Origin of the sequence: Paraburkholderia graminis, assembly GCF_003330785.1 — a bacterium.
GTDB classification, from domain to species: Bacteria; Pseudomonadota; Gammaproteobacteria; order Burkholderiales; family Burkholderiaceae; genus Paraburkholderia; species Paraburkholderia graminis.
This window is the reverse complement of sequence record NZ_CP024935.1, coordinates 486,644-501,512: the sequence shown is the minus strand read 5'-3', so window position 1 is coordinate 501,512 and position 14,869 is coordinate 486,644. Positions and strand designations below refer to the sequence as shown.

At 61.3% G+C, this 14,869-nt stretch carries 11 protein-coding genes; 8 read left to right on the top strand and 3 right to left on the bottom strand.

The window, feature by feature from the left end; all coding sequences use genetic code 11:
• Positions 1–11: 11 nt before the first annotated feature.
• From CUJ91_RS20425 to CUJ91_RS20415, 3 genes are read left to right on the top strand one after another with little or no spacing between them, the layout of a single operon-like run.
• Positions 12–344, top strand: coding sequence for a hypothetical protein (locus CUJ91_RS20425; protein ID WP_114156974.1), 333 nt, complete (start codon positions 12–14; stop codon positions 342–344).
• Positions 317–1,285: a cytochrome c oxidase assembly protein gene (locus CUJ91_RS20420; protein ID WP_114156973.1), complete on the top strand. Its 969-nt coding sequence runs from the start codon at positions 317–319 to the stop codon at positions 1,283–1,285. Before CUJ91_RS20425 ends, CUJ91_RS20420 begins: the two co-directional genes overlap by 28 nt.
• Positions 1,282–2,595 carry a c-type cytochrome gene (locus CUJ91_RS20415; RefSeq protein WP_114156972.1) on the top strand — a complete coding sequence of 438 codons (1,314 nt, stop codon included), beginning with the start codon at positions 1,282–1,284 and terminating at the stop codon, positions 2,593–2,595. The genes CUJ91_RS20420 and CUJ91_RS20415 overlap by 4 nt, the downstream gene beginning before the upstream one ends.
• 45 nt (positions 2,596–2,640) lie before the next feature.
• Here CUJ91_RS20415 and CUJ91_RS20410 read toward each other — a convergent pair whose 3' ends face one another.
• On the bottom strand, positions 2,641–3,150 hold the full coding sequence (locus tag CUJ91_RS20410) for a GNAT family N-acetyltransferase (RefSeq protein ID WP_006049363.1): 510 nt from the start codon (positions 3,148–3,150) through the stop codon (positions 2,641–2,643).
• 279 nt (positions 3,151–3,429) lie between these two features.
• On the opposite strand from CUJ91_RS20410, the gene CUJ91_RS20405 reads away from it, so the two are divergent.
• The 3 genes from CUJ91_RS20405 to CUJ91_RS20395 all read left to right on the top strand — a co-directional run bounded on the left by CUJ91_RS20405 (position 3,430) and on the right by CUJ91_RS20395 (position 6,720).
• Positions 3,430–3,945: a CinA family protein gene (locus tag CUJ91_RS20405; RefSeq protein WP_107708847.1), complete on the top strand. Its 516-nt coding sequence runs from the start codon at positions 3,430–3,432 to the stop codon at positions 3,943–3,945.
• Complete coding sequence (locus CUJ91_RS20400; protein WP_114156971.1) at positions 3,942–5,990, top strand: NAD(+) synthase; 2,049 nt, start codon at positions 3,942–3,944, stop codon at positions 5,988–5,990. The genes CUJ91_RS20405 and CUJ91_RS20400 overlap by 4 nt, the downstream gene beginning before the upstream one ends.
• A gap of 142 nt (positions 5,991–6,132) precedes the next feature.
• Positions 6,133–6,720: a hemerythrin domain-containing protein gene (locus tag CUJ91_RS20395; RefSeq protein WP_006049360.1), complete on the top strand. Its 588-nt coding sequence runs from the start codon at positions 6,133–6,135 to the stop codon at positions 6,718–6,720.
• 64 nt (positions 6,721–6,784) lie between these two features.
• Here the strand turns inward: CUJ91_RS20395 and CUJ91_RS20390 are convergent, their stop codons facing one another.
• Positions 6,785–9,091, bottom strand: coding sequence for an FdhF/YdeP family oxidoreductase (locus CUJ91_RS20390; RefSeq protein ID WP_029966249.1), 2,307 nt, complete (start codon positions 9,089–9,091; stop codon positions 6,785–6,787).
• A gap of 290 nt (positions 9,092–9,381) precedes the next feature.
• On the opposite strand from CUJ91_RS20390, the gene CUJ91_RS20385 reads away from it, so the two are divergent.
• Together CUJ91_RS20385 and cydB are read left to right on the top strand one after the other, a co-directional pair.
• Positions 9,382–10,833, top strand: coding sequence for a cytochrome ubiquinol oxidase subunit I (locus tag CUJ91_RS20385; RefSeq protein WP_114156970.1), 1,452 nt, complete (start codon positions 9,382–9,384; stop codon positions 10,831–10,833).
• Positions 10,814–11,830, top strand: coding sequence for a cytochrome d ubiquinol oxidase subunit II (cydB, locus tag CUJ91_RS20380; RefSeq protein WP_029966253.1), 1,017 nt, complete (start codon positions 10,814–10,816; stop codon positions 11,828–11,830). The genes CUJ91_RS20385 and cydB overlap by 20 nt, the downstream gene beginning before the upstream one ends.
• A gap of 291 nt (positions 11,831–12,121) precedes the next feature.
• On the opposite strand, the gene CUJ91_RS20375 is transcribed toward cydB, so the two are convergent.
• Entirely contained in the window at positions 12,122–14,809 is a 2,688-nt protein-coding gene (locus CUJ91_RS20375; RefSeq protein WP_114156969.1) for a glucose/quinate/shikimate family membrane-bound PQQ-dependent dehydrogenase, read from the bottom strand.
• Positions 14,810–14,869: the final 60 nt, after the last annotated feature.

Genomic DNA, 14,869 nt, shown 5'->3' with positions numbered 1-14,869 from the left:
TGGAGGTTGCCATGCGAACCTGGCTCGCGCTCCTTGGTGCGCCCTCCGCGGTACTCGCCGCGCTGAGCGCCGACTATGCGCTCGTCACGCCATCCTGCGCGTGGCGCACGCTCTTGCCTTTGGGCAGCGTGACCGGCACCGCGCTGCTGTTCTCGATCGTCGCCACGCTGCTTGCGTGGCATCGCTGGCGCGAGGCCGGCATGGTTGCGCCGGCGAGCGCGCCGGCCCTGCCCGCGCGGCCCGCGATGATGGCTTGCGCGGCCACATGGGTCGGCATGCTTTCGACGCTCGCGCTCGTCGCAATGTGGATACCGCAATGGCTTATTTCTCCGTGCGTGCAATGAACAATCCGCTCCGTTGTCTGCTTGCCTGCGCCGCGCTCTGCGCTTCTGCCGAGGTAAAAGCGCATGTGCTGAGCGCTGCCGAACGCAGTGCGCCGCCTGTGCTGCGCTGGACGTTCGAGCCTTGGGTCGTCGCCTTGCTGATCGTGAGTCTTGCTTTGTATGTGGCCGGCTATCGGCGCCTGCGCGCGCGCAGCAAACGCGGTCGCGAGATTCGCGCGCGTCAGCTAGGCGCATTCGTACTCGGATGGCTCATGCTCGTCGCCGCGCTCGATTCGCCGCTCGATGCGTTGAGCGCCGCGCTCTTCTCCGCGCACATGGTTCAGCACGAATTGATGATGATCGTCGCCGCGCCGCTGCTCGTGCTCAGCAGGCCGCTCGCGGTATGGCTATGGACCTTTCCTCCCGCCGCGCGTCACCGGATAGCGGCGGCGGTTCGCACGCCGCCGTTGCGCGCACTCTGGCGAACGCTGTGCGCGCCGGCCGTCGCGTGGATGCTGCATGCCGCCGCGTTGTGGGCCTGGCATATGCCGCGTCTGTTCGAAGCGGCGCTTGCGTCGTCCGCTATTCACACGCTTCAACATGCGAGTTTTCTGCTGAGCGCACTATTGTTCTGGTGGGTCGTTTTCGGCGAAGGCACGCGGCGCGATCAGAGCGGCTGTGCGATGCTGTCGCTCTTCACGACGATGGTTCACACCGGCGCGCTCGGCGCATTGCTCACGCTCGCGCCGGGACTCTGGTATCCCGCGTATATCGAGCCCACGTCGGCGCTCGGTTTCGATCCGTTGCAGGATCAACAACTCGGCGGGCTCGTGATGTGGGTGCCCGGCGGCCTCGCCTATCTGATCGCGGCGCTTGCGACCGGCGCGCGTTGGCTGATGCATCGCGCGCCCGCGACGCTGATGCCGAACGCGCTGTCCGCACACAGAGACAGCAATTCATGATGCGGCGCTTCAGCTATTGGGCGCTGGGCGCTCCCGCGATGCTGTGCGTGCTTGGCGTGCTGCATGTCTCGCCGCAACAGCGCGCATGCGCGCAGCAATCGCAAGCCGCGGATGCCGCGCTCGTCGCGCGCGGCGACTATCTCGCGAAAGCATCCGACTGCGCGGGATGCCATACCGCGGTCGGCGGACCAGCGTACGGCGGCGGCCTCGGATTGACCTCGCCCTTCGGCACGATCGTCAGCAGCAATATCTCGCCGGACAAGCGCTATGGGATCGGCGCATTCAGCTATGAAGACTTCGCGCGCTCCGTGCGAGAAGGCGTGTCGCCAGGCAATAAGCGCCTCTATCCCGCGATGCCGTATGCGTCGTTTTCCAAAATGTCCGACGACGACATGCGCGCGCTTTACGCGTATTTCATGCATGGCGTGAAGCCAGTCCCCGAACCCGCGCCGCCGACGAAAGTCCCGTTCCCCTTCAATCAGCGCTGGGTGCTGTACTTCTGGCAACAGCTTTTCGCTCCAAAAGAACCGTTTCGGCCGAAGCCGGGACGCGACGCGCAATGGAATCGCGGCGCGTTTCTCGTGCAAGGCCCCGGCCATTGCGGCGCATGTCACACGCCTCGCGGCCTGGGCTTCCAGGAGCGCGGCTACGACGAAACCTCGCCTGGCTATTTGACCGGTGGTATCAACGACAACTGGTTTGCGCCGAATCTCACTGGCGATCCCGGCTCGGGGCTCGGGCGCATCGGCGAAAAAGATCTCGCCGCGTTTCTGAAGACGGGCCACGGTGCGGGCCTCGCGGCATTCGGCTCGATGGTCGAGCAGGTCGAAGACAGCACGCAGTATCTGACGGACGACGACGCGCTCGCGATGGCGCACTATCTGAAATCGCTGCCCGCGCAAAAACCTTCCGGACGCTACGATCCGCATGCTCAGCCCGACTTGCCGACGCGCAACGGCAATCGCATCGATGCGCCGCAATCGGTCGGCGCACGCGTCTATGTTTCGTTCTGCGCACAATGTCACGGCGCGGAAGGCGCCGGCGTGCCGAATGTGTTTCCGCGCCTCGCGGGCAATCCGTCGGTGATCACCGAAGACACGACCTCGCTGATCCGCTTGATGGTGGAAGGCGGCAACAGTCCCGCGACGATCGGCGGGCCGCCGCGCCAGGCCATGCCCGGCTTCGCTCAAACGCTCACGAACGCACAAATGGCAAGCGTGCTTTCATGGATTCGCAGTTCATGGGGCAACGACGCGCGGCCCGTCACCGCGAACGACATTCAATCGCTACGCAAAAAATTGCATAAGTAGCGCGGCGTGTGTCGTGCCGCGCGATGCCGTCGAGTTTCTGACGCGTCACGCGTCGCGCATCGTTTCCTTGCGCTGATTGTCGGGCGCCTGCCCGCCGAGGCGCTTTTCGTAGCAGCATGCGTCGGCCTTGCCCACATACGGTCCATACGGCGCAATGCGCTGGAAACCATGCTTTTCATAGAAATCGATCGCGCGGCGATTGTTCAGGTGCGTGCCGAGCCACAGCGCCTGATAACCGAGTTGCGCCGCTTCTTTCTCGAGTCGCGCGAGGATTGCACTGCCCACGCCATCGGCGCCCGGACGCGCATACAGGCGCTTGATTTCGGCGATATGCTCGCCAAGCGGACGAAATGCGCCGCAGCCAAGCGGAGTCGCCGAATCGCTTCGCGCCACCAGAAAGCGCGAGCAATCGAGCGTGACGTCGCGAATGGAAAAGCGGTTTTGTCCGCTGTCGCCGGTGAACACGGCGAGCGTCGCACTCAGTTCGTCGAGCAGCGTCTGTGCGTCCATCGAGGCGGGGTCCTCGCGATTGATAACGATTGTGGGAAACATCATGGGCGTCGCCTCCTTTACCGTCGCGTGTGGTTGCGCTCAACAGAAACAGCAATCGCTGTACCGATCTGCGAAGCGACGCGCCGATGCTTCCGCGGCCTCGGCAAAAAAATGGCCCACCAACTGGCGGGCCGAACCGAACAAACAACCATGGCGTCCCGGTGAAGGGACCATCGTGTGAAGCAATCCACGTGCCGCTTCGAGTACCTGCACGCGCAACGGGTATCGCACTTGCTTGCACAGAGAGTGATCGGTCCATGCCCTGAATGAGAGAGGACAAAAATGAATATTCCCCGCAGCGTGGTTGGATTTCTGTCGTCGCGCGGTCTCGTGATCGCGACCGCCGAATCGTGTACCGGCGGTCTGATTGCATCGCTGATCGCAGACGTGCCGGGTAGCGGCGCGTGCCTCGACATGGGATTCGTCGTCTATTCGCCATCGGGCAAATGCGGTGTGCTCAACGTGCAGGCGCAGACGATCGAAGAGCACGGCCTGACCAGCGAGGAAGTCGCCCGCGAGATGGCCACCGGCGTGCTTGCGCTCGAAGCCTGCTCGGCGCATATTGCCGTTGCGAATACGGGAATTGCAGGCCCGCCGCCGAAAGGCACCGATCTCGCGCCGGGCACGCAATGCTTCGCGTGGCGCTACAAGCGCCGCGACGGCGAATACATGTTCAGCGAGACTCGCGTGTTCGACGGCGACCGTACGACCATCAGGCAGAACGCCGCGCTTTATGCACTGTCGCGGATCGAGCATTATTTCAATCAGTTGCCGAACGCGAGGCGCCGCGCACCATGACGCGATCATTTTTCAATCTCTACAGTCACGATTTCGCACGTGTCGCGGTCGCGGTTCCGGTGTGCCGCGTCGCCGATCCGCAATTCAACGCCCAGGAAACGCTGCGGCTCGCGCGGGAAGCCGCGCAAAAGGGTGCGTTGCTCGTGGTGTTTCCCGAATTGGGCATATCCGCTTATACATGCGACGACCTCTTCCATCAGCGCGCGTTGCTCGATGCATGCGAAGCGGCAATTGGCGACATCGTTGCGGCGTCCACCAACATTCCCGCGGTACTCGTGATCGGCGCACCGCTGAAGATCGAGCATAAGCTCTTTAATTGCGCACTGGTCATTTCAAACGGGAAGCTATGCGGCGTCGTGCCGAAGAGCTATTTGCCGAACTATGGCGAGTTTTACGAGGCCCGGCAATTCAGCGCGGCGGAGAATGCTTCATCTACCGAAGTAACGCTGTGCGGACAGCAGGCGCCGTTTAGCGCATCGCTGCTATTCGACGTTCCCGGCGCGCCGCTCTTTCGCTTTCACATTGAAATATGCGAGGACGTATGGGTTCCCGTGCCGCCTTCGTCGTTCGCCGCGCTGGCGGGCGCGACCGTGCTCGTGAACCTGTCTGCGTCGAACATCGTGATCGGCAAGTCGGGCTATCGTCATCAACTGGTTGGGCAGCAATCCGCGCGATGCCTGTCCGCGTATCTGTATTCGTCGGCGGGGCGCGGCGAATCCACCACCGACCTTGCATGGGACGGCCAGGCGCTGATCTACGAAAACGGCGAACTGCTGGCGGAGTCCGAGCGTTTTCTCGATACGTCGCACATCATTTTCGGCGACGTCGATCTCGAACGACTATCGCGCGAACGAATGCGGCAGACGACTTTCGGTCAATCGACGCGCCGCCATGCAGACGAAGTCCGCAAATTCCAGGTGGTCAGCGTGCCGGCTTCGCTGCCGGACGCAGAGCATCTTCCGCTCATGCGCGCGATCAACCGCTTCCCTTATGTGCCGTCCACTCCGGCGACGCGCGACGAACGCTGCGCCGAGGTCTACAACATTCAGGTGCAAGGGCTGCTTCAACGGCTCGGCGCGGCCAACATTTCGAAAGTCGTGATCGGCGTTTCGGGCGGGCTCGATTCTACTCAGGCACTGCTCGTCTGCGCAAAAGCAATGGACAGGTTGAAACTGCCGCGCTCGCATATCCTCGGCTATACGATGCCGGGCTTTGCGACCAGCAGCCGCACGCTCCAGCAGGCGAAAGATCTGATGCAGGCCGTGGGCTGCTCGATGCAGGAAATCGACATACGTCCAAGCTGCATGCAAATGCTGAAGGACCTGAATCATCCATTCGCGACCGGCGAAGAACAGTACGACGTCACATTCGAAAACGTTCAGGCCGGCGAGCGCACCAGCCATCTTTTCAGGCTCGCCAATTTTCATCACGCCATTGTGATCGGCACCGGCGATCTCAGCGAACTGGCGCTCGGATGGTGTACATATGGCGTCGGCGATCACATGTCGCACTACAGCGTGAATGCGAGCGTGCCGAAGACGCTCATCACACATCTGGTCCGTTGGGTCGCGGAATCGGGTCAGGTAGGCGACGCGGGTTCGCGCGTGCTCGAACAGATTCTCGCGACAGAGATCAGCCCGGAACTGGTGCCCGGCAAAGTCGAGAAAGTTATCGATCAGAAAACCGAAAGCATCATCGGGCCATATGAATTGCAGGACTTCAATCTGTACTACCTGTTGCGTTTCGGCTTTGCTCCGTCGAAAGTGGCGTTTCTCTCGCATAGCGCGTGGGCCGACCGGGAGCATGGCGTCTGGCCTGCGGGCCGGAATGTTGCGCGCAATCAGTACACGCTGGCCGACATTAAACGCAATCTGGCGATTTTCGCCGAGCGCTTTTTTCACACGAGTCAGTTCAAGCGCTCGTGCATTCCCAATGCACCCAAAGTCGGCTCCGGCGGTTCACTGTCGCCGCGCGGCGATTGGCGCGCGCCGAGCGATAGCGAAGCAACCGTCTGGCTGCGGGACATAGAAAAAATTCCGGACTGACGTAAGTAACGCGACTAATGCAGCGTCGCAGGTACGGAGAATGCGGTATGTCGCGCATCCGCGAGCGCCCGCATGCCGATGTTGCGCATGCCGACAATCCCCAATACCGACGCCTGGCGCCGCGTCATTCTGGAGAACTGCCATGCCCGATAGCAATTCGTCGATGTCGCCCACCATCACCTCAATGATCCGGCTGGATCATATGCATGTACTCACCGCGTTCCATCGCTATCATCCGGACACCGCGTGGTGGCGTAAGCGCGCAATTGTGAATTCAGTGTGTGCCGCGCTCGAAATTCACGCGCAGTTGGAAGAAGAGATCTTTTATCCGGCGCTGGGCGGCGTACTCAGCGAAGATCAGACGCTCGAAAAGAGCCGCCCCGAACACGACGAAATGCGCGCGACGATTGCGAAGCTGCGCGCGACCGGTCCCGAGGACGCAGCCTACGACGGCCTCTTTCAGCAACTGATGCGCGAAGTCATGCACCATGTGGCCGATGAGGAAACGGTACTGCTGCCCACCGCCGAACGCGCGTTGAAGGACGAGCTGCGTTCGCTTGGCGCGAAGATGACGCGCCGCAGACTCCAGCTTCTCGGCGAACGTCCGCGCGAAATCGCGGTGAATACGGCAGGCACTTTTCCGGTCGCCACGTTTCTGCTCGGCTCTCTGCTTGTGATCGGCGCGACGCATTGCCTGCCGAAATCGCGCAGAACTCGGTACGCCGATTAAGCGCCAATTAAGCGCTGATTACGCACTTACGATCAGCCGGGCTGTAGGAAGCCCGGCTGATTTGTCACGCCGAAACCTGCACGCCCGGCTTATCCACAATCCTCACCGGAATCGACTTCGCCCCTGGCACCTTGCTCTCTTCCGCGTAATGCCACAGCGGCAATAGCGGATTGCACTCGGGGTAATAGCCGGCGATACAGCCGCGCGGAATGTCATACGCCTTCACGGTAAAGCCGCTCACACGCCGGTCAAAGCCGTCGTCGGCGATGGTCTGCAAGCCGATTTTGTCGCCTTCGGAAAGACCGCTCGCCGCCATATCGTCCGGATTCATCAGCACAACCATGCGGCTGCCTTGCACGCCGCGAAAGCGGTCGTCGAGACCGTAGATCGTCGTATTGAACTGGCTGTCGGAGCGCAGCGTCATGAGCCGCAGCGCGTCCGGTTCACGCTCGGGCATGTCGGGATCTTCGCCTAGCGCCTTGGGCACGAGGAACTCCGCCTTGCCGCTCTTTGTTTTCCATTGCCGCTGGCTGGCTGGCAAAGGCTTGTGAAATCCGCCGGGCGTCCACATGCGCTGATTGAAATCGTGGAAAATCTCCGGGTACGTCTTCGCTATTTCGTCGCGCACCACCGAGTAATCGTCTCGCCACGCATCCCAATCGACGTTAAAGCGCGTGCCCAGCGTCGCTTTTGCAATGCCGGCGACAATGTACGGCTCCGAGCGAATGTTCTCACTCGCGGGTTCGGCCACGCCATGCGAGCCATGCATGCAGGCGGTGCTGTCTTCCATCGAAACAGCTTGCTCGCCGCTCGCCTGCCGGTCGATCTCAATGCGGCTCAGGCACGGCAGAATGTACGAAATCTCGCCGTGCACGAGATGGCTGCGGTTGAGCTTCGTCGCAACGTTCACGTTCAGACGCAAACCGCGCCATGCGGGTTCAATGCGCAAACGGTCGGGTACTGAACGCACGAGATTGCCGCCGAGATTGAACACGCCTTTAACCTCGCCTTTAAGCATTGCCTCGAATGCCTCGACGGTATTCAAGCCTTTTTTGCGCGGCGGTTCGAACGAGAACTGACTGGCCAGTTTGTCGAGCGGCGCGAGTTCCGGTTTCTCCGTGATGCCGACGGTGCGCTGCCCCTGCACGTTCGAATGCCCACGCACCGGAGAAGGCCCGGCTCCCGGCTTGCCGATATTGCCGCGCAGAAAGAGCAGGTTGCATACCATGCGCACGTTCTGCACACCGAGTCGGTGCTGCGTGAGTCCCATGCCGTAATGAATCATCACGGCGTTGGCTTTCATGTATTCGTTTGCCGCAGCTTCTATCGCCTCGCGCGGCAAGCCGCTCACTTTCTCGATGTCCGCCCACGACGCCTCGCGCGCATAGTTCGCGAATGCTTCATAGCCGGTTGTGTGCTCGCGAATGAAGTCGACGTCGATGACGCGCGGTCGCGCCTGTTCGATGGCGAGATCGTCGGCGGCAATCACCGCCTTGCAGATGCCGAGAATCGCCGCGGTATCGCCGCCCGTCTTAAGCTGATGATATTGCGTGCTGATCTGCGTGTTGTCGGGCGTCAGCATCTGCACCGGCGATTGCGGATTGGCAAAGCGCACGAGGCCCGGCTCTCGAAGCGGATTGAACGTGATGATAGGCACGCCGCGTTTGCGCGCGTCCTGCAACTGGTGAAGCATGCGCGGACTATTGGTGCCGACATTCTGGCCGAAGAAGAACATCAGATCGGTCTTCTCGAAGTCCTCGAGCGTAATCGTGCCGACGCCTACGCCGATCGCTTCCTTCAAGCCGACGCTGGTGCTCTCGTGACACATGTTCGAGCTGTCCGGCAGATTGTTAGTGCCATACATGCGCGCGAAAAGCTGGTACATGTATGAGGTTTCGAGCGATGCACGGCCCGACGCGTAAAAGACCACGCTGTCCGGATCGAGCTGATTCAGTTCGCGGCCAATTTCGTCGAATGCCTGTTGCCATTCGACCTGCACGTACTTGTCGGTGGCCGGATCGTAGCGCAACGGCGCGGTGAGCCGCCCGGCTTCCTCCAGATCATGATCGTGCCATGACAACAGTTCAGTTACGGTGTGAAGCTGAAAGAACTCGGGCGTCATCCGCTTCGATGTGAGGTCCCACGCCGTCGCCTTTGCACCGCTTTCGCAAAACTCGAACACGTGCGGGTCGGCCGGTTTCGCCCACGAACAGCTTACGCACATGAAGCCGTCCGGTTTGTTCTGCTTGCGCAGCGCTGCGCTGTCTTTGACGCTCACATGCTCCTGCGCCAGGATCGTCGTGACCGCTTTCAACGACCCCCAGCCGCCGGATGCATACGGGTAGTCTCGTGTGGTATCGCTCTCTTTCATCATCGTCTCCGCGCGATCGTCAATGTACAGGCGGTGAGCAAAGCATGTACCCGTGCCGCGCAATGAGCACTGCTGCTGACAATAGGGTTACAAGGCGGGTTACAAGGCGGGTTACAAGGCGGGTTACAAGGCGGGTTACACGGCGAGTTACAAGGCACTACCGCGTGCCCGTTCGCACTGCCGCATCCATTCAAGCAGTCGGGTCACGTATTTGCTACCCTGCATGAGCGCTTGCCGGGCGATTGCCCGTTCGTCGATGTCCGCTCACGTCCCTTACTCGAGGTTCCGCGATGCCACCCTCGGTTGACGCTCTCTTTCTCGCCCGCGCGCAATTCGGCTTCACCATCGCCTTTCACATCATTTTTCCGGCGATGTCGATTGGGCTCGCCAGCTATCTCGCGGTTCTCGAAGGGGCGTGGCTCGTCACCGGCAAGCCGGTCTATCTGGCCGTATTTCGCTACTGGCTGACGATTTTCGCCGTGGTGTTCGGCGTGGGTGTGGTGTCGGGCCTCGTCATGTCGTATGAGTTCGGCACCAATTGGGCGGGCTTTGCGTACCGTGCCGGTCCTGTAGTAGGCCCGCTGATGGGCTACGAAGTACTCACCGCATTCTTTCTCGAATCGGGCTTTCTCGGCGTGATGCTGTTCGGCATGAAGCGCGTCGGACCCAGACTGCATTTTCTCGCCACGGCGCTCGTGGCGATCGGCACGTTGATGAGCGCGTTCTGGATTCTGGCCGTCAATTCATGGATGCAAACGCCGCAGGGCTTCACGATAGTGGACGGCCGCTTTTTTCCCGCGGATTGGCTCAGCATCATCTTTAATCCGTCGTTCCCCTATCGGCTCGCGCATATGGTGCTTGCCGCGTATTTGAGCGTGGCGTTCATCGTGGGCGCGGTGGGTGCGTGGCACCTGCTGCGCGATTCGAGCAACGAGCCGGCGCGGCTGATGGCTTCGATGGCGTTATGGATGGCGTGTATCGTCGCGCCGATCCAGATCGTCGCCGGCGACCAGCACGGCGTCAATACGCTCAAGCATCAGCCCGCGAAGATCGCCGCACTCGAAGGCGACTGGGAATCGAAACCGGGCCAGCCGCTCATATTGTTCGGCATGCCAAACATGAAGACGGAAACAACCGATTACGCCGTCGAGATTCCGCACCTCGGCGCACTGATTCTCACGCATACATGGAACGGCTCGATTAAAGGTTTGAAGGAGTTTGCGCCGGCCGACCGTCCGTTTTCACCTCTTATTTTCTGGACCTTTCGCATCATGGTCGGACTCGGCGTGCTGATGGCGCTGACCGGCTTTGCGAGTCTCGCATTGCGGGCGCGGCATTCGCTTTATCGCGCGCGCTGGCTGCACCGGCTCATGGTCGCGATGGGACCTTCCGGCCTGATCGCGCTGTTGTGCGGCTGGACCGTGACCGAAGTCGGCCGTCAGCCTTACACCGTGTATGGCCACTTGCGTACCGTCGACAGCGTATCGCCCATCGCCGCGCCCGGCGTTGCAACATCGCTCGCGGCTTTCGGCGTGGTCTATCTGATCGTATTCGGCGCGGCAATGGTGTTCCTGTTGCGGCTCATGGCGAGGCCGCCGTCGCTCGCCACCGAAGGGCCCGCGAAGGACAAGCCGCATAGAAGCGCGGGCATCACGCCGGGCCCCGCGCAACGGCAACCAGCATCGGCCTCTAGCGATAACGCTCTTTCACAGGACCCACGCCATGACAGCCGCCACGATTGATCTGCCGCTCATATGGGCCGCGATTCTCGCGTTTGCCGTGCTTGCGTACGTGCTGCTCGACGGCTTCGATCTGGGCGTGGGCATTCTGTTCGCCGTCGAGCGCAATCGGGAAGACCGCGACCTGATGGTCAATTCCATTGCGCCGGTATGGGACGGCAACGAGACATGGCTCGTACTCGGCGGCGGCGGACTCTTTGCCGTTTTTCCGCTCGCCTATTCGATCATTCTGCCCGCGCTCTATCCGCCGATCATCGCAATGCTGCTCGCACTCGTCTTTCGCGGCGTGGCTTTCGAATTCCGTTTTCGCGCAACGGGCTCGGGGCGCATGTGGTGGGACGTCGCCTTCTTTTCCGGCTCCGTCATGGCTGCTTTATGCCAGGGCCTCGTACTCGGCGGATTGCTTCAGGGCATCCACGTCGAAGGGGTTTCGTATTCCGGCGGCTGGTGGGACTGGCTCACGGGCTTCACCGTGTTGTGCGGACTCGCGGTGATCGTCGGCTATACGTTGCTGGGTTCATGCTGGCTCATTTGGCGCACCGAAGGTCCACTGCATGAACGCTGCCGGCGCTACGCGCGCAGCATGGCCGTGGCGGTACTCGCGCTCATCGTGGTGGTCACGCTATGGACGCCGATGCTGCAAGGGTCGCTCGCCGAACGCTGGTTCCGCTGGCCGGCGATTGCATTCACGGCTCCAGTGCCGATCTTGCTGGTTCTTCTCGCGGCCGGCTTCTGGCGCAGTCTGTCGGCGCGCAGGCATGTACTGCCCTTGCTGTTTGCCTATGGCATTTTCATTCTTTGCTATGCGGGACTTCTCATCAGCCTCTATCCCAATCTTGTGCCGCCCGCCATTTCTTTCCGCGATGCCGCTGCGCCGCACTCTAGCCTGCTATTTCTTCTGGTAGGCGCTGCGATTACCGTACCGATGATTCTCGGCTACACCGTCTACGCGTATTCCGTCTTCAAAGGCAAAATGCGCCCCGGCGAGGGATACCACTGACATGTGGCGACGATTCGCATGGTTCGTCGGTTTATGGATGCTGGGCGTGGCCACGGTAGGTCTAATAGCAGGCGTATTGAAAGTTATATTACGCGCGGCTACGCATTAACTCTTTTGTGGAACGGGTTCTTCAATTGTGCCCGGTGAAATGTTTGCTCGCCGACGCGTAACGTTTTCAAATTTTTGTCGATAGTCGCGCGTTGCGAATGCGTACTGCGTATTGCGCCGGCGAATACAAGGGAGTTCTTCCTCGTACTCGCCGGCGCTCTGGTCTTCAATGCAAACCCTTGATTACGGCAGCGTGTACGCAATCACATAGTCGCCCTGCTTCGTGCCGAGCGAGCCGTGGCCGCCCGCGGTGACGAGTACATACTGCTTGCCATTGCTGTCCGCGTAGGTCATCGGCGTAGCCTGGCCGCCTGCGGGCAAGCGCGCCTCCCACAAGCGCTCGCCGTTACGCACGTCATAGGCGCGCAAATAGTAGTCGAGCGTACCGGAGAGGAATGCGACGCCGCCGGCGGTCGTCACCATGCCGCCGAGACTCGGCACGCCGAGCGGCATCGGAATCGGCAAAGGCGCGCTATCGCGGATCGTACCGTTCTTGTGCTCCCACACAATATTGTTGGTGCGCAGATCGACGCCCGCGACATAACCCCACGGCGGCGCCTGGCACGGAATGCCGAGCGGCGAAAGAAATGCGTTGATCTCGAATCCATACGGCGTGCCGCGAGCGAGCTTGATGCCGCTCGTTTCGCTGCCCTTCTTCTCGCCGTTATCCGACGGAATCTGCGAACGCGGTATCAGCTTCGAAGTAAAGGCCATGTAACTCGGATTCGCGATGAGTATTTGCCGCACCGGGTCCACCGCGACACCGCCCCAATCGAATACACCGAAATTGCCCGGAAATACGAGCGATCCCTGTTCCGAAGGCGGCGTAAACATGCCGTCGTAACGCAGCGATTTGAATTTGACGCGGCACCACAACTGATCGAAAGGATTAGTGCCCCACATGTCGCGTTCACGCACTTTCGGCGGCTTGAAGTTAAGTGCGGAGAACGGCTGCGTCGGCGATGTGTGGTCGCCCGACGCGGCGCCTTGCGGCACGGGTTCTTCTGTAATAGGCACGATAGGCTTGCCGGTCTCGCGGTTCAGCACATAAATGCTGCCCTGTTTCGTCGATGCAATTAGCGCAGGCTGCACGCCGCCTGCCGTCTGCAAATCGATTAGCGAAGGTTGGCCGCCGACGTCCATGTCCCACAGATCGTGGTGTGTGAATTGATAATTCCAGCGCATCTTGCCGGTTGCGAGGTCGAGTGCAACCACGCCTGCTGCCACTTTCTCGGAAGCCGGCGTGCGCAATCCGCCCCACTGGTCCGGCGTCTGATTGCCGAGCGGCAGATAGACCATGCCAAGCTTTTCGTCGACGCTGAACACCGACCACATATTCGGCGAATTGCGAACATATGTCTGGTTGGGGCCAACGGGCTGCGTCGCGTCCGGATTGCCCGCGTCCCAGTTCCACACGAGATGGCCGTCATGCACGTCGAATGCACGCGTGACGCCGGAGGGTTCGTTGGTCGATTCGTTATCGGTGACGTGACCGCTGATAATCACGAGATCGCGCGTGACCGCCGGCGGCGATGTCGAGTAATAACCGCCCGGTGTGAACGGGCCGATGTTCGTGCGCAGGTCGATCTGACCGTTATTGCCGAAGTGCGTGCACGGTTGTCCCGTGTCCGCATTGAGCGCGATGAGGCGCGCGTCGGCGGTCGGCAGGAAGATGCGGCGCGGGCATTCGGCGCTGGCTGCAGCGTTGGTGCTGGCGTTGGCTGTCTGCTGCGTGGCGGCGGCAGTATCGCTCGCAGTAGTCGCGGCCGATGCGGATTGCGTAGTGTCGGCCGCCGCGGAAGCCGCGTTCGCCGATTCGGCGCTTGCCGATGCGGCGTCGGCCGTAGGCGTCGATGCAGCCGCGCCGGAAGATGCATCCGCAGTCACGCTTGCAGTCGCGCCCGAAGCCGCAGCCGCATTCGAGGCCGCATTTGAAGCCACATTCTCACCAGTGCTCGTGCCCGGCGCCGAAGCCCCCGCTGCATTTCCCGCGGCCCCGGTCGTGGCATTCGCCGAATACATCGCGTCGTCGTGATACGACACGCCGCGGCATGTCATATGTTCCCAGTGCTTGAAACCGACGGGGCTCTGGATATGCGGATCGTAGCGCCACAGTTCTTTGCCCGACGCGGGATCGAGTGCAATCACGATACTGTGCGGCGTGCAGAGGAACAATTTGTTGCCCACCTTGATGGGTGTATTTTCATCGGTCGTTTCAGTCGGGTCGCCCGGACCCGGCTTGTCGCCGGTCTGGAATTGCCAGGCGACCTTCAATTGCCGCGCATTTTCAGGGGTGATCTGCGTAAGCGGCGAATAGCGCTGACCGAACGGCGAGCCGCCATAGTCGGTCCAGTCGCCCGCCTGCCGATTCGCATCGCCGGCAAGCGTCGCGCTCGGCGCCGCGGCGGTGGAGGCCAGCGTGCCGGGGCGATCGTACGGATGATTGAATGCGGTGCCGATGCCAAGCAGCACCGTCACGATCACGGCCGCAGCCAACGGCACCACGCCCTCGCGATGCGCGGCCGGCGGCCCGAACACCAGTTTGCCCGCGACGGGCGGCAACAGCAGCCACAACGCGAGCACCAGCCACACCCACAAACGCGGCAGCAATTGCCAGAAATCGAAGCGTGCTTCCGTGACCGCCCAAATGGTCGAACCGAATAGAACGAGCGCGAACAACCAGAGCGCCGAACGCCGGCGAATGAACAGCAGCACACCGGTCAGCGCGATCGCAATGCCCGTTATGACGTAATACCAGGAGCCGCCAAGCGTGACCAGCGGGACTCCGCCCGCGGCTAACGCCAAACCGATAATGATAAATACGATACCAGGGACCGCGAGCGCGGGGGGAAACCGATGCGGCTTCGACATGTTCGCCACCTCTACAGACAATGATTCAAATTGAATTGCAACAATAGCCCACCCATGCAG